We start from the raw sequence: 18,227 nt of genomic DNA on the forward strand, positions 1-18,227 counted from the left end.
ACCATGGCGGGTCCGAAGGAGCAGCCATTGCCACCCGACGTCCTCGTCCGCGATGATGCGGTCGAGATCCTGCGCGTGTTCGTGCTGGACGGCGGGCTGTCGATGGCGTTCCAGCGGGCCTTCGACGAGCCCGACATGTGGGGCCTGCTGCTCGTCGATCTCGCCCGTCACGCCGCGCGCGCCTATGCGCGCGAGAGCGAATACACCGAGGAGGACGCGCTGAACCGGATCATCGAGATGTTCCAGGCCGAGATCGAGCGTCCCACCGACACCGGCACCACGACGCCGCGCGGGAAGGGGCACTGACCGTGGCGATCGAAGCCTATCATTTCGATTTCATGCTGGAGGCGATCCGCGAGGCGGAAGCCTCGATCGTGCAAGGCGGCCTGCCGATCGGCGCCGTGCTGACCCGCGACAACAAGGTCATTGCCCGCGGCCACAACAACCGCGTGCAGGAAAACAACCCGATCCTGCACGGCGAGATGAGTTGCCTGCGCGAGGCGGGTGCGATTTCGTTCCACGATACCGTCATGTACACCACGCTGTCGCCATGCGCGATGTGTGCCGGTGCGCTCGCACTGTTCAAGGTGAAGCTCGTGGTGATTGGAGAGTCCGTTACCTTCGAGGGCTCCAAGGACATTCTCGACAAGTTCGGCATCCCGTGGATCGACCTTGCCGACGACCGCTCCATCACCATGATGAAGAATTGGCGTTCCATCCCTGCCAATGAGCGCCTGTGGCAGGGCGACATCGGCAACTAACGTGGTCTGTTCGTCTTCGGTCCGGAGACGGATTTTTGCAAAGTTCTTCTTGAGGTCAGCATGCCCATCAACATCCTGATGCCCGCTCTTTCGCCGACGATGGAGAAGGGCAACCTCGCCAAGTGGCTGAAGAAGGAAGGCGACAAGGTCAAATCCGGCGACATCATCGCCGAGATCGAGACCGACAAGGCGACCATGGAGGTCGAGGCCATCGACGAGGGCACGATCGCCAGGATCCTCGTGCCCGAGGGCACGCAGGACGTCCCGGTCAACGACGTGATCGCGGTGCTGGCCGGCGAGGGCGAGGACGTGAAGGCGGCAGGTGCCGCCAAACCGAGCGCTTCGGCCGCACCTCCGAAAGCTGCTGAAACTCGCGCTGCTGCGCCGGCTCCTGCGCCTGCTGCGCCCAAGGCCGCGCCGGCGCCCGCCGCAGCACCTGCACCGCAGGCCGCAGCACCGGCTGCGCAGAGCAACGGCCATGCCGGCCGCGTGTTCTCCTCGCCGCTGGCGCGCCGGCTCGCCAAGGAAGCTGGCGTCGATGTTGCGATGGTGACCGGCACCGGCCCGCACGGCCGCGTGGTCGCGCGCGACGTGGAGCAGGCCAAGTCCGGCAAGGGCCTCAAGGCTCCCGCGGCGGCGCCGTCAGGTGCACCCTCGGGCGCGCCGACCATGTCGGACAAGCAGATCCTGGCGCTGTTCGAGCCGGGCTCCTACGAGGTGGTCCCGCATGACGGCATGCGCCGCACGATTGCGCAGCGTCTGACCGCGTCGATCCAGAACGTCCCGCACTTCTATCTCACCATCGACTGCGACATCGGCAAGCTGCTCGCCGCGCGCGAGGAGATCAATGCGGCTGCTCCCAAGGATAAGGAGAAGAAGCCGCTCTACAAGATCTCGGTCAACGACTTCGTCATCAAGGCGATGGCGGTGGCGCTGCAGAAGATCCCGAATTGCAATGTGAGCTGGACCGAATCCGGCATGGTCAAGCATCACCATTCCGACGTCGGCGTCGCCGTGGCGATGCCGGGCGGCCTGATCACGCCGATCATCCGCAAGGCCGAGACCAAGACGCTGTCGACCATCTCCAACGAGATGAAGGATTTTGCGGCACGCGCGCGCTCGCGCAAGCTGAAGCCCGAAGAGTACCAGGGCGGCACGACGGCCGTCTCGAACCTCGGCATGTTCGGCATCAGCCACTTCACTGCCGTGATCAATCCGCCGCATGCGACCATCCTCGCGGTCGGCACCAGCGAGGAGCGGCCTGTAGTCCGCGGCGGCAAGATCGAGATCGCGAACATGATGAGCGTGACCCTGTCCTGCGATCACCGCGCCATCGACGGCGCGCTCGGCGCGGAACTGATCGGCGCCTTCAAGCAGCTGATCGAAAATCCCGTCATGATGATGGTCTGACGCGCGGTAGAGGGGGCACCGTTGCATGTCCGTACCCGCTGGCCATGGATGTCGCTGCTGCTTGGAGCAGTCGTCGCGCTCAACCCGATTGGGCTCGATCTTCTTTACTCCGCGTTCTTTGCCGGTGAACAACTGGCACGGAACATCGCCCAGCCGGTCGTGCTGATCGCCTTGGCCGTAATGGCTTTGGCGACGATGCTCGAATGGCTGGTGAGGTCTTTTCTGATCAAGCGCCGCGCCCGCGGCGCCTCTTGAGTTGAATGGGAGCCGCCATGGCCGACACATCCTTCGACATCATCATCATCGGCTCCGGTCCGGGCGGCTATGTCACCGCAATCCGCGCCGCCCAGCTCGGCTTCAAGGTCGCGATCGTCGAGAAATCCTATCTCGGCGGCATCTGCCTCAACTGGGGCTGCATCCCGACCAAGGCGCTGCTGCGCTCGGCCGAGATCTACCACTACATGCAGCACGCCAAGGATTACGGCCTGTCCGCCGAAAACGTCTCGTTCGACCCGAAGGCGGTGGTGCAGCGCTCGCGCGGTGTCTCGAAGCGGCTGAACGATGGCGTTGGCTTCCTGATGAAGAAGAACAAGGTCAGCGTGATCTGGGGCGCGGCCTCGATCGACGCGCCCGGCAAAGTCACCGTGAAGAAGTCGGACGTCGAGGGCCCCAAGGGTGCGCTGGGCGAGGGAACGTATCAGGCCAAACACATTATCGTCGCGACCGGCGCGCGGCCGCGGGTGCTGCCGGGCCTCGAACCCGACAAGAAGCTGATCTGGACTTATTTCGAGGCGATGGTGCCGGAGCGGATGCCGAAATCGCTGCTGGTCGTCGGCTCCGGCGCGATCGGCATCGAGTTCGCCTCCTTCTTCCACACCATGGGCTCGGACGTCACCGTGGTCGAAGTGCTGCCGCAGATCCTGCCGGTGGAGGACGCCGAGATCGCCGGCCTGGCCCGCAAGCGTTTCGAGAAGCAGGGCATCAAGATCCTGTCCTCGACCAAGGTGACCAAGCTCGAGAAGAAGGCCGACAGCGTCGTCGCTACCATTGACGACGGCAAGGGCAAGCCTGTGACGACCGAGTTCGAGCGTGTGATCTCGGCGGTCGGCGTCGTCGGCAACATCGAGAACCTTGGACTCGAGAAGCTCGGCGTGAAAACGGATCGCGGCGTCATCGTGATCGACGGCTACGGCAAGACCAACATCCCCGGCATCTATGCCATCGGCGATGTCGCGGGGCCGCCGATGCTGGCTCACAAGGCCGAACATGAAGGCGTGATTTGCGTCGAGGCGATCAAGGGCCTGCATCCGCACGCCATGGACAAGAACCTGATCCCGGGCTGCACCTATTGTCAGCCGCAGGTGGCCTCCGTCGGCCTCACCGAAGCCAAGGCCAAGGAGAACGGCCGCGAGATCCGCGTCGGCCGCTTCCCCTTCGTCGGCAACGGCAAGGCCATCGCGCTCGGCGAGGACCAGGGCTTGGTCAAGGTGATCTTCGACAAGAAGACCGGCCAGCTGCTTGGCGTCCACATGATCGGCGCGGAGGTCACCGAGCTGATCCAGGGCTACGTCGTCGCCATGAACCTTGAGACCACGGAAGAGGAGCTGATGCACACGGTGTTCCCGCATCCGACCCTGTCGGAGATGATGAAGGAAGCCGTGCTGGATGCGTATGGACGGGTGCTGAATATTTGACGGGCGCGCATCGCCGCCCACCACCGTCATTGCGAGCGAAGCGAAGCAATCCAGACTGCCTCCGCGGAAAGACTCTGGATTGCTTCGCTGCGCTCGCAATGACGAGCGGAGGGATCTGTTTGCAAAACAAGAAGGAAATCACCCCATGCAAGACAACGACAACCTCACCATCGAACGCCCGACCTTCGTCACCCATCTCGAATGCGCGATGGAGGGCGATCATTACGCCGCCGACCGGGTCCACAACCTCTCCAAGGCCGGCAAGCCGCTGCTGGTGCGCTACGACCTTGCCGGTGTGAAGACGGCGCTGACGAAAGACGCGCTCGCCCAGCGCCCCGCCGACATGTGGCGCTACCGCGAGCTTTTGCCGGTGCGTAAATGTCAGGATATCGTCTCGCTCGGCGAGGTCACGACGCCGCTGATCCGGCTGCCCAAGCTCGGTGCAAAACTCGGCGGCGGCGAGATCATCGTCAAGGACGAGGGGCGCTTGCCGACCGGCTCGTTCAAGGCGCGCGGCCTCGTGATGGCGGTGTCGATGGGCAAGGCGCTCGGCATCAAGCATATGGCGATGCCGACCAACGGCAATGCCGGCGCGGCGCTCGCGGCTTATGCGACCTCCTGCGGCATCAAGACCACGATCTTCTGCCCGGCCGATACGCCGGAGGTGAACGTCAGCGAGATCGAGCTGCAGGGCGCCACCGTCTACCGCGTCAACGGCTATATCGACGATTGCGGCAAGATCGTCGGCGAGGGCAAGGCGAAAGTCGGCTGGTTCGACACCTCGACCTTGAAGGAGCCGTACCGCATCGAAGGCAAGAAGACGATGGGGCTCGAACTCGCCGAGCAGCTCGGCTGGGACGTGCCCGACGTGATCTTCTATCCGACCGGCGGCGGCACCGGCCTGATCGGCATGTGGAAGGCGTTCGACGAACTAGAGAAGATCGGCTTCATCGGCAGCAAGCGCCCGCGCATGGTCGCGGTGCAAGCCTCCGGCTGCGCCCCCATGGTGCGCGCCTATGAGGCCGGCACCGAGCATGCGACGCGCTGGGAGGACGCTCACACCATCGCGTCAGGCATTCGCGTGCCGCAGGCGATCGGCGACTTTCTCATTTTGCGCGCGGTGCGGCAGAGCAACGGTTTTGCCATTGCCGTCGACGACGATAAGATCTCATCGGCGCTCAGCGAGGTCGCGCGCGAGGAGGGGCTGTTGCTCTGCCCCGAAGGTGCTGCCACCTACGCCGCCTACAAGGACAGCCTCGCCGACGGCCGCGTCAGCAAGTCCGACCGCGTGATGCTGTTCAACTGCGCCACCGGCCTGAAATACCCGCTGCCGCCGGTCACCCGCACGCTCGATCGCCACAAGCCGATCGACTATTCGCAGTTCTAGCGCGGCATTTCGTCCCTTCAGGAACGATCCCTCTTCCCGTACGCGGGAAGAGACTAAAACAACAATGACATTGCTGGGAGAAGACAATGAAGGCCGCCTGGGCTGCGCTGATTGCTATTCTCGCTGTTGCAGGCGCCGCGCGCGCCGACGACTATCCCTCGCGTCCCATCACCATCATCGTTCCCTTCGCCGCCGGCGGTCCGTCGGATGCGATGGCGCGAGTGCTTGCCGAGCGGATGCGGACATCGCTTGGGCAGCCGCTGGTGATCGAGAACGTCACCGGCGCGGGCGGCTCGATCGGCGTCGGCCGCGCCGTGCATTCGGCCCCCGACGGCTACACGATCTCGTTCGGCCATCTCGGCACCCACGTTGCCAACGGCGCCGTCTACAAGCTCAATTACGACCTGGTCGCGGACCTGGAGCCGGTGGTGCTGCTGCCGAGCAATCCGATGATCGTCGTCAGCAAGAACGCGGTGCCCGCGACCTCGCTGAAGGAGCTGCTGGACTGGCTGAAGTCGCGACCGTCGCCGCCGACCGCCGGCACCGCCGGCGCGGGCTCGGGTAGCCACATCGCCGGGGTCTATTTCGAGAGCGTCAGCGGCATCAAGCTGCAATACGTACCGTATCGCGGCACCGCGCCCGCCCTGAACGATCTCATTGCCGGCCAGATCGACGTCATCGTCGACCAGACCTCGAACTCCATCAACCAGGTCCGCGCCGGCACCATTCGCGCCTACGCCATCACCGATGACAGGCGCCTGTCGTCGGCGCCCGACATCCCGACGGCGGAGGAGGCGGGCCTGAAGGGCTTCAACATGACGCTCTGGTCCGGCATGTGGGTGCCGAAGGGCACGCCAAAGGCGATCGTCGCCAAGCTCAATGCCGCTGCCGTGGAAGCGCTGAACGATCCCGGCGTGAAGAAGCAGCTCGAAAGTCAGGGGCTTGAGATGACACCCCAGGATCAGCTCACGCCCGAGGCCCTGGGCGCCCGCCAGAAGGCGGAGATCGCGAAGTGGTGGCCAATGATCAAGGCGGCGAACATCAAGGTGGAGTGAGCGCCGTGTCGCCAGGGCTCGGCGCCAGCGTATCACGTCTCGGTTTGATCGGAGCCGGACAGGGCCATCCGCAGACATTCAAGCAGAGCGGGCGTGGAGAACGGCTTCGCCAGAAAGCAGATAGCGCCCGCTTTCAGCGCGCGGTCGCGCACGGCATCGTCGGGAAAAGCCGTCATGAAAATGAAGGGCGTGTGGTGACCAAGGCTGCGCATGTGCGTCAAGAGCTCAAGGCCGCCCATCAACGACATCTGCACATCCGCGATCACGCAGGACGTCGTCTTCAGTTCGGCCGATTGAAGAAATTCGTCAGCGGAGCGAAAGATGTTGACCGTGTATCCCCGCGACGTCAGCAGATTATTGGTCGCAAGGCGGACTGATCGATCATCGTCGATGACGGAAATGGCCGAGGGGATTGACAAGATGATCGCTCCTGATCGGGGAGCCGCCGATCACGGTGCCGCACTTGACGAAAGTGAGCCCTTGGAGCGAGCTTGAAAAGCATACTTAGGTTTGCACCTTTCCGCCCGGGCGTGAGATTCCGAGCGCCTCCACCATTCTGACGAGATCGGCCAACGACTTGGCGCCCATTTTCCGCATGATCTGCCCGCGGTAGATCTTGACGGTAATCTCAGCCAATCCGAGCTCGGCAGCGACTTGCTTGTTCATCAGGCCGGACGCCACCAGGGCGAGGATGTCGCGCTGGCGCGCGCTCAAACCCTCGAATCGGGACCGCACTCCCGCGACCGACTCCTCGGCATTGCGTCGCTTGCGATCCCGTTCGATCGCGGCCTGAACCGCATCCAGCATGTCCTGGTCGCGCACCGGCTTGGTCAGAAAATCGATGGCGCCGCTCTTCATGGCCCTGACGGTCATCGGAATATCACCATGACCGGTGATGAAGATAATGGGCGTGTGAATGTTCGCCTTCGCTAGGTCCGACTGCAGGTCAAAGCCGCTTGAGCCCGGCAGGCGGATGTCGAGCACAAGGCAGCTGGGGACCGCCGGTGGCTTGGCTTCCATGATCTCCGCCGCGGAGCCGAAAGCCTCGACCTTGAGGCCGACGGATTGAAAGAGGTTGGTGAGCGCACGGCGCATCGATGGATCGTCGTCGACGATCAAGACGATCGGATCGTCGGAACTCGTCTGCACCGTCGCCACCTTGGGAAGGTCGGTCACGACGTGTCCTCGATCGGCAAGGGCAGGGCAATCTGGAATGTTGCTCCGCTTCCGTCATTGGGGAAGGCCGAGAGCCGGCCCGCATGAGCCTCGATGATCGATCGGCAGATCGACAGTCCCATCCCCAGGCCGCTCGGCTTTGTCGTGAAGAAAGGTGTGAAGATGCGCTCCGTCGCGCCGTCCCCGAGGCCGACCCCGCTGTCTGTCACGATCAGGAGCATGCGGCCTTCGCCGTGCTCGCTCGCCTGGCTGGAGCGGATCGCAAGCTCGCGCGGACGGTCCACATTGGCGTGCATGGCTTCAATCCCGTTCATGACCAGGTTGATCAGCACCTGCTGCAGCTGGATCCGGTCGCCGCAAACGCTGGGTAGAGCGGACGCCAGCTCCATTCGTACCGACACGGCATGGGTGGCAAGCTCGCGGCGGACGAGCGCCACCGTCTCCCTGACGAGCTGGTTCATGTCGACCGGAGCCATCTCGATCTCGGTCTTCTTCGCAAGCGTTCTGATCCGGCGGATCACCTCGCTGGCGCGATTGGCGTCCTCGACGATCCATTCCACGGAACGGCGTGCGGCATTCAGTTGGGCTGGTTCGCGGCCGAGCCATCCGATACAGGCATCCGCATTGGAGATCACGGCGGCCAAGGGCTGATTGATCTCGTGGGCGATCGAGGCCGTGAGTTCGCCGAGCATCGTGACGCGCGTCACGTGAGCTAGTTCGGCTTGCGCCTTGCGCAGTGCTTCTTCGGCCTGCTCGGCGCGGATGGCCGCCGTCACGTCGCTGCTGACGCCACGATAACCGAGAAAGTTGCCGTTCGCGTCGTGCAAGGGCTTGCCGCTGGTGCGCACGTAGATCGGAGATCCGTTGCGATCCTTGCTTCGGTAGACCAGGTCGCGAAACGGAAGGTGGGCATCGAGCGTCGCGCGATGCCGCTCCCACTTCTCGGGCTCGAGCTCGGCATCGGGTGGAATGTCCCAACGGGCGAGGCCGATCACGCCCGTGGGCACGGGACCGGCCGTGTCGGCATGTTCCGAAATCCGTGTGATACGGTGGTCCGGCCCGCTCTCCCAAAACCAGTCCGAGGCGGTTTCGGCATAGTCGCGAAATCGCTGCTCGGACAGCTTGAGCTCGTCAAAGGCTTTTTGCAGCGCTTGTCTGGCGGCAAACTGCTCGGTGACATCGACGTGGGTGCCAATGATTTCCGTGACATCGCCGTCCCCGCCGACGACGGGATGCCCCTCCGTATGGACGTGTCGTACGGAACCGTCCGGACGCAAAATCCGAAAATCAACTTCGAAAGGCTGCTTTTGCCGGATTGCCTGACGTTCCACATCGACGATCCGGCGAAAGTCTTCGGCGAGGATCCGTTGTTGGAAAGCCTGCGCCGACAGATCGATCTGGTCCGGGTTGAATCCGAACAGGCGATAGAGTTCGGCCGATCGGTAGGCAAACTCCTGACTGCGCACGTTCCAGGCCCAGCTGCTCGTGTGGCTGAGGCGCTGGGCTTCGGTCAGATAGGCTTCGCTGCGACGCAGCCGCTGTTCGGTTTCCTTTGCCGTAGTGACGTCAGTGACCGCTCCGACAAACTCGATGTGGCCGGATCCATGTCTCACCACGCGTGCCACGGAATGGAGATATTTGATGGTTCCATCGGGCATCAGCAGGCGATACTCATGGTCGAAATCGCCGACCTCACGGAAGGCCCGATCAAGGGTCTTGCTGACCGCATTGCGATCTTCCGGATGAATGCGCTGGAAAACGAAATCGAGCGTCGGTTTGACCTGCGGGTCACATTGGAAGATGCGAAAGGTCTCCCTGGACCAGACGGCCTCGCGGGTTGCCAGGCTCAGGCCGAAGCTGCCGGTGCGGCTCAACTCCTGCGCTTGGGCAAGGTAGGCCTCGCTCTGCCGCAGCGCATCCTCCGCCTCCTTGCGCTGGGTGATGTTTTCGCAGGCGACCAGCACGATCGGCGTGCCGTCGCCGCGTCGCATGGCCTTGGCGTTCTCACGGACCCAGAGAACCGAGCCGTCCTTCCGGATCTTGCGAATCTCCCAGGTGTGCGACTGGTCCACGGTTTCCAGGCACAGCCCGACACAGCGACGGACGAAATCGCGGTCCTCTTCGAAAAAGACGTTCAGCACAGATTGGCCGGTCAACTCGGCCGCCGTGTAGCCCAGTTGCGCGGCGCCAAATGTATTTACGTTGAGCACCGTTCCGGCCGGATCGACCATGAAATACATGACCGGATTGTGCTCGAACACTTGTCGCCATTGCTTCACGGCGTCGCGCAGGTCGGCATTGTCCTGCCGCCAGCCATCCCCAGTCGCGGGCTCGCCTTTCCCCGCATTGCCGAGAGATCGAAGCGCCGCAAGGCCGCCGAGCAGGAATTGCGCGGCCGAATTCCCTAGTTTTGCGATCTGGCCAGGCATCATCGCAAGCGTCCCGGCCCGCGTGGGGCAGGGAGAGTAGAGCACTTTGCGACAGCAGGGGCAATTCCCTGATCAAAGCAGGATTCCGCATCGAAAGTTCGCGGGCTCCGTGCAGCTTGCCAGCGTTGCGCCGTCTCGTTGCGAGCGGACGAAACTCCGGTAAATCACCGGACAAACCTATGTATAGGTCGCGCAATCCTAGTCATACGCTGCATTTACCTCCGTACAATTGAGCGGCCCGTCACATGGGGACTAGTCTCACCGGCAATCCAGTGGTGTCGATCGCAACGCTTGAACAGTTGAGTAGCGCGGGGTCGTGCACTCAAGAGGCCAGCTTCGCCTCCGCCGGCGCTGACTTGCCGATGATCTGGTCACGATTGAGAAGCCGCATTTCGTTGACGAACGTGATGATTGTGCATCAGCGCCCGTGGGGATCCTCGACCGTCAGAGGCGCCCATCAGAGGCCAGGAGGAGAGGATCATGTGCGATAAGCCCGAACACTCCGAGCGCCCTTCCGCCGCAAAAAGCTGCGCCGTCTGCAGCGGGAAGTTCGGCCTGATCCGGTATTATTCCTGGCGAGCGCCGCTTTGCTCCCGGAAATGTCTCGATCGCTTCAGAGCGCGCCGCGAACGCGATCGCCGATGGCTGTTTCGGTCTCAGGCGGCGTAAGCACCAGTCACCGGATCCGCTGCGTTCGGCAATTCTGTATCGGGAGGCTGCGCGTTGAACCGTTGTTGCAAGCTCCTCTTGGCGATCACGCTGCCGCTTTCGTTGATGACTGGAGCGGAGGCGGACGAGGCTGGACAGGATGGCGCACATCGTCATCCGCCTCGGGATCTGCTCCTCCACGAGCAGTTCTATTCGAGTTGGCACATGCCGGACAATCCGGTGCTGACTTGCTGCAGCAACGCCGACTGCTACCCGACCGAGATACGGCGGGTCGAGGGGAGCATCTACGCGCTGCGCCGGGAAGACGGGAAATACATCCTCATTCCGCCTCAGAAGGTCGAGCGAAACAGGGATAATCCCGACGGCCGCAACCATCTTTGCGCGCCGCCGCCGTCCGCCTCTCTCGTCGACACGGTCTACTGCTTTGCGCTCGGAGGTGCCACATGAGGTTCATATTGGTGAACGGCAGGACCCCTTTTCGCAAAACGTCCTGCCTCTGGTGCTGCGAGGAGATCAGCGGCGGCTATCTGCGCGATGCGAAGACGCTGCTGCCCTACTGCGGCTACGAGTGTTACGCGCTTCATGGCGAAGCTGCGCCGCTGATCGAGGGGCGCACACGAGCGGCGTCTTGAGCGGATAGGAGGGCGAAACGGGCGGTGGATTTGCCGTCCGGGCGAGAGGACATCGCGATGAGATTCATGTTCGTCAATCAGGAAGGGCCTCGCCACGGCGGTACCTGCAGCGCGTGCGCGCAGCCGCTGGGCGCGAGTTACGTCCGCCATGTGCCCGCTGAGCGGCGGTACTGCGACTATGATTGCTACCGTCGATATCAGCAGACGGCGGTGGAAATGCTCTGGCCTTACCGCAGTTCGCTCGAAGCGATCACGGTGTCGAGCTGGAACTGGATACTGCAGACGGGCGCGCTCTCGCGCTCGCTGACGGAAGCATTTCTGCGCGCGTACGAACCCTCTGACCACGGAAGGAGGTGACGGCTCGCCAAACGATGCGGACCCGCGCAGAGAGGTCGGTCGCAGTCACTGCATCCAGCTTCACGCCGCGTCCAGCCCCGGCGTCGCGAAGCTAGGGCGCGGCGGCTGCGGCCGATGCCGTCGGCATCGCGCCCCTGTTCGGCGTCGTAACGCGCTGCTCGGACTTCCCCGCGACGACGCTGCTGGCCTCAAACCTCGCACGATAGACCAGCACGTTCTCGATCACGCGCTGGACGTAGTTGCGCGTCTCCGACAGCGGGATGCGCTCGACCCAGTCGACCGGATCGACCTTGGGATCCCTGGGGTCGCCGCGCGCCTGCACCCATTCGCGCACGCGGCCCCGGCCGGCATTGTAGCCGGCGAAGGTCATGATCTGGTTGCCGCGATATTCCGACATGAGCGCACTGAGCTCGGCCGCGCCCATCTGCGTGTTGTAGACGGGATCGGAGACCATCTTGTCCCAGTCATAGGTCAGGCCGAAGCGCTTTGCGGTGTCGCGGCCCGCTTCCGGCGTCACCTGCATCAGCCCGACTGCGTTGGCGGCCGATTTGTCGCGCTGGTCGAACGAGCTTTCGGTGCGCGCCACCGAATAGATCACGCTGGGATCGATCGCGGGCGCCACCTGCTTATGTTCAGGGATGCCGATGGTCGGGAAGGCGTAGTGATCGAGCGCGAGCCCGCGCGCCAGCGCCGACTTGCCGACCTCCAGCATCACGCGCGCATCGTTGCGCCGGCCGGCGAGCTCGCCGAGCGCTTCGAGTGCGGCGACGTCGGTGCTCTCCTTGGCAAAATCCTCGGCGAAGTAAAACACCATGTCGCGCTCACCGACGCCGTAGAGCATGTCGGCGGCGCGCACGCGCTCGTCCGCGGGCGGCGCGTCGACTGCTGCCAGCACGGGCGAGGGCGCACGCAGCTCGATGCGGTCGAGACCGAGCCTGGCGCGGGCGAGCTGGCCGTAATAGGCGGTCGGATAGCGCGCCGCCGCCTGATAGCTCAGGCGCGCATCGGCCGGTGCGTTCATTGCCTCGGCCGCGCGGCCGCGCCAATAATGCGCGCGCGACAGCGCGATCGGATTGGCGGAGCCTTCGTCGATCGCGGCGAAATGCGTCATCGCCGCCTTGGGATCATCGAGATAGCGCAGCGCGATCCAGCCGCACATGAAGTGATAGTCGGCGCGATAGACCTCCATCGCGGGCACGGCTGCCGAGCGCACCAAATCATAGGCGGTTTTGAACTTGCCCTGGTCGAGCAGCTTTCGCGCGAGCAGGCGGCGCTCGCGCCACCAGGCGTCGGTGTCTTGCGCCGCCATCGTATCGGGCGCGGCGGCCAGGATCACCTCGGCCGCGTCGTCGATGCGGTCATTCTGGAGATGCCATTGCGCGCGGCACAGCACATAGCCGAGGTCGCGGCGCGCCTCGGCCGAAATGTCCTCCAGGTAATCCTTGGCCTTGCTGGCCTTGCCGGTGACTGCGGCGCAGGCCTTGACGATCGCGAGCGCATCCTCGCCGAGCCGCTTGGCTGCGCGCCGCGCCCCCGCATAGTCCTTGGCGCCGAGCCGCTTGTCCATGCGGGCGCGATGATCCTCGGCGGTCAGGAGATCGCGGAACGCTTGGTAGGAATCCTCCTCACTGCGCTCGGACAATTCGTCCGTGCGCCAGGCATCGCGCACGAGACGCGCGGCCCTGTCGCTGTCGCCCTCGGTCATCAGCACGCGGGCGAGCGCGAACTTGCCCTTGGCGCTGGTCGGCCGGTCCATCGTGAATTTGTGCACGGTCGCCGCGTTGGCCTTCTCCTGCCACAGCCGCGCCTCGGCGCGGCGGCGGAGCAGCGCGCTGCTCGGCCAGTCCGGATTGGCGGCGAGGAAGGCGGCGTAGCGCTTGAAATTCGCCGTGCTTTCGGAATGGCGCAGCATAAACCAGTCGGCGAGTTTCTGTCCGGCCGGGTCGGCAATGCGGTCGCGCGCCGCGCTGGCGTCCTCGGTCTTGCCCTTCCGCGCGAGATCGATGGCATCCTTCAGCGCGGCGAGATCGCCAGTCAGCGGCGGGGCTGCCGGCTTGTCCGAGGGCGCGTCGTCCTGCTTCTTCGACTTGCGCTTGGCCTCGGCATGCTTGCCGTGCCGCGCCTTGCCGGCGGAGGCGTGGCGCTGCTTGCCGGTTTTCGCCTCATGCGTCTTCTTCGGCGCGGACGATTTGTGACCGCTCTTCGCTGCCAGCTCTGTAGGGATGAAGGCCAAAGCGGCCACGGCAACGACACACGCGAGCGAGCGTAGGCACTGGTTCATTCCGTGGTCCCCCTGCGAAACCAGTACAAACCAAAGTCCGCGACGAGATGCGGCTCGAGAATCAAAACGGCGTCAAAATGGTGACACGACGTCGTTTCGCATCCTGAAGCTGTTCCAACAATGCGGCGAAATACGGATGGAGCCAGGGAACCTGTGCAACGGCGGGGCGAGCGGGTCTCTTAACCTTCATTAACGAATACGGCTCGCGCGACGGTTGCGGCGGTTCAGGACGCCTCGAAGCGGCCAAATTGCGCGTATTCCCGGCGGCAAATCCGTTGTATTGGGTTCCAAAGCCTTTCCCCTTCAGCCCATTGTCCCGCGCCCATGCCGATTTTCAACCAGTCGATCCGGCGCAAGATCGTCGGGATTGCGCTCGGCCTCATCATCCTGATGGTCGTCACCGCGATCCTGTCGATGGTGATGTCCAGCCGCGTCGGCCATCTTCTGGATGAGCTGACCGCGCGGTATATTCCGGCTTACGGCCACCTGGCGCGGTCCAATGTGCGTTCGCTGGAGCGGGCGCTGGCGATGCGGCGCATGGTGATCGCCAAAATGCAAACGCCGCCGGACGAGGAGGGCTTTGCGGCGCGGCTGAAGATCTTCAGGGAAACGGACGCCCAGGTCGAGCAGGAGGCCGAAGCCGCGCGAAAGCTGATCAACGCGATCATCGACGATGAGAGCACACCGTCGGACAACGCGGCACTCGCCCGGATCGAGACGCGCATCGAGAATGCAGTCAAGGAGCTTCGCCGCGAACTCGACGAGGAGGACGCCAAGCTGCTCCGGCTGCTCGATGCCAAGGACTTTGCGGCCACGCGCGACGTGCTCGTCCATGTGGACGCGCTCCGCGATCTCTTCACCCAGCGGATCGATGCGATCCGCGCCGAGATGCTCTCGCAGGTGTTCGTGAGCACCGCGCAGGTGATCCGCCATCAGCGCCAGGCGATCATCGTCTCGGGCATCGTGACCATCCTCGCGGCGATCGTCGGACTTGCCTTTGCGATCATGGTCTCCACCGGGATCACGCGACCGGTCCGGCTCTTGCTGGCCGGCACCCGCGAAGTCGAGGCGGGCCGCTTCGACAAGACCATCAGTGTCTCGACGCAGGACGAGATTGGCGAACTCGCCTCCGCCTTCAATCGCATGGTCGAGCAATTGCGCCAGAACGAGCGCATCCGCGAGACCTTTGGCCGCTACATCGATCCCAAGGTGGTGCAGGGGCTGATTGACCGGCCGGAGGTCGCCGTCGACGGCCAGCGCCGGGTGATGACCATCATGTTCTGCGACATGAGCGGCTTCACCGCGATGAGCGAGGGCATGACCCCGCGCGGCCTGGTCAAGGTGATGAACCACTATTTTACCGTCATGTCCGGTCCGATCAGGAGCAACCGCGGCATCATCGACAAATATATCGGCGACGCCATCATGGCCTATTGGGGCCCTCCCTTCATCGAGGAGGAAGAGCCGGCGCTGCTCGCAGGCCTTGCTGCGATCGAAATGGCCGATCAGGTGCCCGCGCTGCAGAAGCAATTGCCGGATCTGCTCGGCATCCGCGCCATGCCCGGGCTTTGCGATCTGCGGATCGGCATCGCCACCGGCGAGGTCCTGACCGGCAGCATCGGCTCCGAGCTGATGATGAGCTTCACCGTGATGGGCGACGCCGTGAACCTCGCCTCACGACTGGAGGCCGTCAACAAGACCTATGGCACCCGTATCCTGATCTCGCAGGCGACGGCGGACGCGATCGGCTCGCACCTCGGATTGCGCGAGGTCGACCGTCTTGCGGTCGCCGGCCAGAGCGCGCCGCAAACGATCTTCGAGGTGATGGGCCGGGCAGGCGCACTCACGGCCGCGCATGAGAGCCTGCGTTCTCACTACGCCGAAGGCCTCGCCGCCTATCGCGCCCGCCGCTTCGACGAGGCCCGCGCCGGCTTCAACGCGGCACTTGAAGCCGTCCCAGGCGACGGCCCCTCGCGGGCAATGCTTGCTCGTATCACGCGGTTCGAGGCCCATCCGCCGGACGAGGGCTGGGACGGCGCCTGGCGGTTGGAGCAGAAATAGTCGGCCGCGCGGGAAAAATTGATTCTACTCGATAACGATGTTCGCAGTGACCTATTTCCCGGGCTTAGGTTTGGTGTCCTTGAGGCGTTTGATGGGGACACGCCGATGACAGAACTTGAGAACAGGCTCGAACGGTTCGAGACGCTCACCGCCGAATGCGAGCTGATCGCCAGGCTCGCCACCGACAGCACCAAGCGTGAGTTTTATCTGAAGCTCTCGGAGCGGTATCGCCAGCTGGCGGTGGACATGCGGCAGGCCATAGCGAGCCAAGCTGCGGCCTGACGCCGGCAATCCGTTCTTAACACTTGGCGCGCATCCTCAATGCAGATGCGGGGACGCCTGCGGCGATTTTCCGCAGTGGAAATGCCGGCGCCCGCTGCGGTGCAGCGCGCCTCGCGAGATTGTTTTGTCGTGCCTCACAGGGCGATCCCATGCGCCTCCTTGCGGTCATCATGTTTGGACTCATGACGGCAGCCTGCAACCAGGAGCAGGAGATCACCGGCTCGACCCCGGTCTGCGCGATGCGGAACTTTACCTCCTTCAATCCCCGCGACATGACCCAGTGCGTTGCCGCCTGCAAGGCGTGCGACCACGGCAACACGGTCACCTGCAGCACGTCGTGCACGCTCAAGGGCGCCCGCTGAGCGGCTCCGCCCCTGGTTCGGGGCCGACGGTGTCTCGACGGTGTTTTGGCACCGGAACGATTCACATGGATCAATCATTGAAGGGATGGCAGGACGCGGAGTCCTTTGGAATGGGTATGCTCGATCCCGGTCGGTTCCTGGTCTCATGCTCTCACTGCGCAGCCTGGCCGATGGCCGCCAATGTAAGACGTTCGAGCTGGTCGGCTTCGCCGAACGAGGTCCGCTTCGTTTGCCCGCGCTGCCGCCGCGAGGAGACCGCGATCATCTCCGCCTCCGGCGAGTTGACGCCGATCCGGCGCGTCGACGTCCCGCCGCGCGACGTCACCGCGGCCTGGGCTCAGGCCCAGCGCCCAAGAGGGCGAGCGTAGCCCGCCGTTTAAGGAGAAGAGGGCCGAGCGCAGCCAGCTGAGGGCAAGAGGGCGCGCGTCACCATCCGTCGGGACCTCTGATGAGGCAGTTGAACTGCCGCGGGAGGTGATCCAAGCAGGTGCAAATGTGCTAGGATCGTCGGCATGAGTTCATCCATGCCCCGTCCAATCCTGCCGCCCCTCCGCGACCGTTTCCGCCTTACCCCGGTCGCGGCGCGTCTTGCGCCGCTGTTCGGCTTCGCGCTGCTGATCGTGTCATGCGCGCTGGCAAGCTTTGCATTCGCCTGTGCCACGCCGTTTGCGGCTTGCGCGGTTGTCGCCGCCGCCATGCTGCCGCTGCGTCCGGCGCTGCTCGTCGTCACCGGCGCCTGGCTGGTGAACCAGGGCATCGGCTTCGGCGCGCTGCACTATCCGATCGACCCCAGCACTATCGCCTGGGGCTTCGTCATCGGCGCTGCTGCGCTGCTATCGACCGCAGCAGCATCGACGGTCCTCCGTAGGCTGCCGCAAGGCCGCACGCCGCTGATGCTTGCGATTGCATTCGTTGCCGCCTACGCGGTCTATGAGTTCGCCGCGACGCCGGTCCTGGGCGGCGAGGGCGCCTTCACCGCCGCCATCGTGACCCGGATCGGGCTGACCAGCGCCATCTGGCTCGCCGGCCTCGTCGCCGCCTGTGAGATCGTCCGTCTGGCCGATCCGTTCGGGCGCGCGATGCGGAACGCCTGAGCGCCAACCAAGGCACTGAAGTCCGGTCATGCCGATAACCGGACCTTTGCCCAGCGCTGCAAGGCGACCGCTGTCCAAACCGTCTCGACAAACCCGAACGGCCAGGCGCCCTGGAGAAAGCCATAGACCCCGCTGAGCGCGCAGGCTGCCGCGAAGGCCAGCACGAAATGCGGTCCGCGCGGCTCGAGCGCGTAAAACAGCAGCATCGCACTGACCGACAGCAGTCCGAAGATTGTGATTGCGTCCATCAGCCGGCCGGAGGCTTCGGCTTCTTGGCGACACCGCGGGTGTGGAAGACGGCGGGCCCCATCACCGGCCACAGCGCGGCCGTCGCGGTCAGAACGGTCGCGGCGCACATTGCAGCCAGCACGGACGATCGGATTTTCAAGCCGCGCGTCCGCGATCGACAGACGATCCAGACCCAGGCGCAGACCACGACGGCGATGGACAGTTTCGTCATCAGCCCGTGCGCATGGTCGAGCACCGCGATCAGGCTGCCCACGCTGGCGAGCACGACAGCGGGTACCCTGCGCCCTCTTGGACAAGAGGGTGAAGCGACGAAGCAAAGCTCGGGCGG

Annotated in this window: 21 protein-coding genes; 14 read left to right on the plus strand and 7 right to left on the minus strand. The window is 64.3% G+C overall.

The features are described from left to right. Positions 1–3: 3 nt before the first annotated feature. The 7 genes from AC0L23_RS25245 to AC0L23_RS25275 all read left to right on the plus strand — a co-directional run bounded on the left by AC0L23_RS25245 (position 4) and on the right by AC0L23_RS25275 (position 6,307). The gene (locus AC0L23_RS25245; RefSeq protein ID WP_007590623.1) at positions 4–306 is read left to right on the plus strand and encodes a DUF5076 domain-containing protein; all 303 of its coding nucleotides are present in this window, start codon (positions 4–6) and stop codon (positions 304–306) included. A gap of 2 nt (positions 307–308) precedes the next feature. Beyond that, positions 309–761 (plus strand): nucleoside deaminase, encoded by a 453-nt coding sequence (locus AC0L23_RS25250; protein WP_085353221.1) that lies wholly within the window; start codon positions 309–311, stop codon positions 759–761. A gap of 60 nt (positions 762–821) precedes the next feature. Beyond that, positions 822–2,171 carry a pyruvate dehydrogenase complex dihydrolipoamide acetyltransferase gene (locus AC0L23_RS25255; RefSeq protein WP_085353220.1) on the plus strand — a complete coding sequence of 450 codons (1,350 nt, stop codon included), beginning with the start codon at positions 822–824 and terminating at the stop codon, positions 2,169–2,171. A 48-nt stretch (positions 2,172–2,219) separates the two neighbouring features. Further along, on the plus strand, positions 2,220–2,426 hold the full coding sequence (locus AC0L23_RS25260; RefSeq protein ID WP_018458056.1) for a hypothetical protein: 207 nt from the start codon (positions 2,220–2,222) through the stop codon (positions 2,424–2,426). A 17-nt stretch (positions 2,427–2,443) separates the two neighbouring features. After that, on the plus strand, positions 2,444–3,865 hold the full coding sequence (lpdA, locus tag AC0L23_RS25265) for a dihydrolipoyl dehydrogenase (RefSeq protein WP_085353218.1): 1,422 nt from the start codon (positions 2,444–2,446) through the stop codon (positions 3,863–3,865). A gap of 145 nt (positions 3,866–4,010) precedes the next feature. Then, positions 4,011–5,252, plus strand: a complete 1,242-nt coding sequence (locus AC0L23_RS25270) for a threonine synthase (RefSeq protein ID WP_085353217.1) — start codon at positions 4,011–4,013, stop codon at positions 5,250–5,252. An 86-nt stretch (positions 5,253–5,338) separates the two neighbouring features. Continuing rightward, complete coding sequence (locus tag AC0L23_RS25275; protein ID WP_085353215.1) at positions 5,339–6,307, plus strand: tripartite tricarboxylate transporter substrate binding protein BugD; 969 nt, start codon at positions 5,339–5,341, stop codon at positions 6,305–6,307. 32 nt (positions 6,308–6,339) lie between these two features. On the opposite strand, the gene AC0L23_RS25280 is transcribed toward AC0L23_RS25275, so the two are convergent. From AC0L23_RS25280 to AC0L23_RS25290, 3 genes are all read right to left on the minus strand, one after another. After that, positions 6,340–6,726 (minus strand): response regulator transcription factor, encoded by a 387-nt coding sequence (locus tag AC0L23_RS25280; RefSeq protein ID WP_018458052.1) that lies wholly within the window; start codon positions 6,724–6,726, stop codon positions 6,340–6,342. 85 nt (positions 6,727–6,811) lie between these two features. Beyond that, a complete protein-coding gene (locus tag AC0L23_RS25285) occupies positions 6,812–7,483 on the minus strand; it encodes a response regulator transcription factor (protein WP_018458051.1) in 672 nt (223 codons plus the stop codon). Next, the gene (locus AC0L23_RS25290; protein WP_085384619.1) at positions 7,480–9,915 is read right to left on the minus strand and encodes a PAS domain-containing sensor histidine kinase; all 2,436 of its coding nucleotides are present in this window, start codon (positions 9,913–9,915) and stop codon (positions 7,480–7,482) included. The genes AC0L23_RS25285 and AC0L23_RS25290 overlap by 4 nt, the downstream gene beginning before the upstream one ends. A gap of 744 nt (positions 9,916–10,659) precedes the next feature. Here AC0L23_RS25290 and AC0L23_RS25295 point away from each other — a divergent pair. The 3 genes from AC0L23_RS25295 to AC0L23_RS25305 are packed head-to-tail and all read left to right on the plus strand — an operon-like array spanning position 10,660 to position 11,570. Then, positions 10,660–11,028 (plus strand): hypothetical protein, encoded by a 369-nt coding sequence (locus AC0L23_RS25295; protein ID WP_240543376.1) that lies wholly within the window; start codon positions 10,660–10,662, stop codon positions 11,026–11,028. Continuing rightward, positions 11,025–11,213 (plus strand): hypothetical protein, encoded by a 189-nt coding sequence (locus AC0L23_RS25300; protein ID WP_039800268.1) that lies wholly within the window; start codon positions 11,025–11,027, stop codon positions 11,211–11,213. Before AC0L23_RS25295 ends, AC0L23_RS25300 begins: the two co-directional genes overlap by 4 nt. A gap of 57 nt (positions 11,214–11,270) precedes the next feature. Next, complete coding sequence (locus AC0L23_RS25305; protein WP_018458047.1) at positions 11,271–11,570, plus strand: hypothetical protein; 300 nt, start codon at positions 11,271–11,273, stop codon at positions 11,568–11,570. A 91-nt stretch (positions 11,571–11,661) separates the two neighbouring features. On the opposite strand, the gene AC0L23_RS25310 is transcribed toward AC0L23_RS25305, so the two are convergent. Continuing rightward, entirely contained in the window at positions 11,662–13,851 is a 2,190-nt protein-coding gene (locus tag AC0L23_RS25310) for a lytic transglycosylase domain-containing protein (protein ID WP_018458046.1), read from the minus strand. 324 nt (positions 13,852–14,175) lie between these two features. Between AC0L23_RS25310 and AC0L23_RS25315 the strand changes: the two genes are divergently transcribed. From AC0L23_RS25315 to AC0L23_RS25325, 3 genes are all read left to right on the plus strand, one after another. After that, positions 14,176–15,912 carry an adenylate/guanylate cyclase domain-containing protein gene (locus tag AC0L23_RS25315; RefSeq protein WP_018458045.1) on the plus strand — a complete coding sequence of 579 codons (1,737 nt, stop codon included), beginning with the start codon at positions 14,176–14,178 and terminating at the stop codon, positions 15,910–15,912. Between the two features lie 105 nt (positions 15,913–16,017). Next, positions 16,018–16,194 (plus strand): hypothetical protein, encoded by a 177-nt coding sequence (locus AC0L23_RS25320; RefSeq protein ID WP_018458044.1) that lies wholly within the window; start codon positions 16,018–16,020, stop codon positions 16,192–16,194. A 149-nt stretch (positions 16,195–16,343) separates the two neighbouring features. After that, positions 16,344–16,556: a hypothetical protein gene (locus tag AC0L23_RS25325; RefSeq protein WP_085353209.1), complete on the plus strand. Its 213-nt coding sequence runs from the start codon at positions 16,344–16,346 to the stop codon at positions 16,554–16,556. Positions 16,557–16,707: 151 nt separating this feature from the next. Here AC0L23_RS25325 and AC0L23_RS25330 read toward each other — a convergent pair whose 3' ends face one another. Continuing rightward, positions 16,708–16,881 (minus strand): hypothetical protein, encoded by a 174-nt coding sequence (locus AC0L23_RS25330; RefSeq protein WP_018458042.1) that lies wholly within the window; start codon positions 16,879–16,881, stop codon positions 16,708–16,710. Between the two features lie 199 nt (positions 16,882–17,080). On the opposite strand from AC0L23_RS25330, the gene AC0L23_RS25335 reads away from it, so the two are divergent. Continuing rightward, the gene (locus AC0L23_RS25335) at positions 17,081–17,650 is read left to right on the plus strand and encodes a hypothetical protein (RefSeq protein ID WP_085353207.1); all 570 of its coding nucleotides are present in this window, start codon (positions 17,081–17,083) and stop codon (positions 17,648–17,650) included. Positions 17,651–17,676: 26 nt separating this feature from the next. Here AC0L23_RS25335 and AC0L23_RS25340 read toward each other — a convergent pair whose 3' ends face one another. Then, on the minus strand, positions 17,677–17,898 hold the full coding sequence (locus AC0L23_RS25340) for a hypothetical protein (RefSeq protein ID WP_085353205.1): 222 nt from the start codon (positions 17,896–17,898) through the stop codon (positions 17,677–17,679). After that, complete coding sequence (locus tag AC0L23_RS25345) at positions 17,898–18,164, minus strand: hypothetical protein (RefSeq protein WP_085353203.1); 267 nt, start codon at positions 18,162–18,164, stop codon at positions 17,898–17,900. Before AC0L23_RS25345 ends, AC0L23_RS25340 begins: the two co-directional genes overlap by 1 nt. Between the last annotated feature and the right edge of the window lie 63 nt (positions 18,165–18,227).

The organism is Bradyrhizobium sp. MI1.4 (assembly GCF_055811315.1).

Coding starts and splice junctions, on each gene's coding strand:
- AC0L23_RS25245 (WP_007590623.1), top strand. CDS start 4: ATGGCGGGTCCGAAGGAGCAGCCATTGCCACCCGACGTCCTCGTCCGC.
- AC0L23_RS25255 (WP_085353220.1), top strand. CDS start 822: ATGCCCATCAACATCCTGATGCCCGCTCTTTCGCCGACGATGGAGAAG.
- AC0L23_RS25260 (WP_018458056.1), top strand. CDS start 2,220: ATGTCGCTGCTGCTTGGAGCAGTCGTCGCGCTCAACCCGATTGGGCTC.
- lpdA (WP_085353218.1), top strand. CDS start 2,444: ATGGCCGACACATCCTTCGACATCATCATCATCGGCTCCGGTCCGGGC.
- AC0L23_RS25270 (WP_085353217.1), top strand. CDS start 4,011: ATGCAAGACAACGACAACCTCACCATCGAACGCCCGACCTTCGTCACC.
- AC0L23_RS25275 (WP_085353215.1), top strand. CDS start 5,339: ATGAAGGCCGCCTGGGCTGCGCTGATTGCTATTCTCGCTGTTGCAGGC.
- AC0L23_RS25290 (WP_085384619.1), bottom strand. CDS start 9,915: ATGATGCCTGGCCAGATCGCAAAACTAGGGAATTCGGCCGCGCAATTC.
- AC0L23_RS25300 (WP_039800268.1), top strand. CDS start 11,025: ATGAGGTTCATATTGGTGAACGGCAGGACCCCTTTTCGCAAAACGTCC.
- AC0L23_RS25305 (WP_018458047.1), top strand. CDS start 11,271: ATGAGATTCATGTTCGTCAATCAGGAAGGGCCTCGCCACGGCGGTACC.
- AC0L23_RS25310 (WP_018458046.1), bottom strand. CDS start 13,851: ATGAACCAGTGCCTACGCTCGCTCGCGTGTGTCGTTGCCGTGGCCGCT.
- AC0L23_RS25315 (WP_018458045.1), top strand. CDS start 14,176: ATGCCGATTTTCAACCAGTCGATCCGGCGCAAGATCGTCGGGATTGCG.
- AC0L23_RS25320 (WP_018458044.1), top strand. CDS start 16,018: ATGACAGAACTTGAGAACAGGCTCGAACGGTTCGAGACGCTCACCGCC.
- AC0L23_RS25325 (WP_085353209.1), top strand. CDS start 16,344: ATGCGCCTCCTTGCGGTCATCATGTTTGGACTCATGACGGCAGCCTGC.
- AC0L23_RS25335 (WP_085353207.1), top strand. CDS start 17,081: ATGCCCCGTCCAATCCTGCCGCCCCTCCGCGACCGTTTCCGCCTTACC.
- AC0L23_RS25340 (WP_085353205.1), bottom strand. CDS start 17,898: ATGGACGCAATCACAATCTTCGGACTGCTGTCGGTCAGTGCGATGCTG.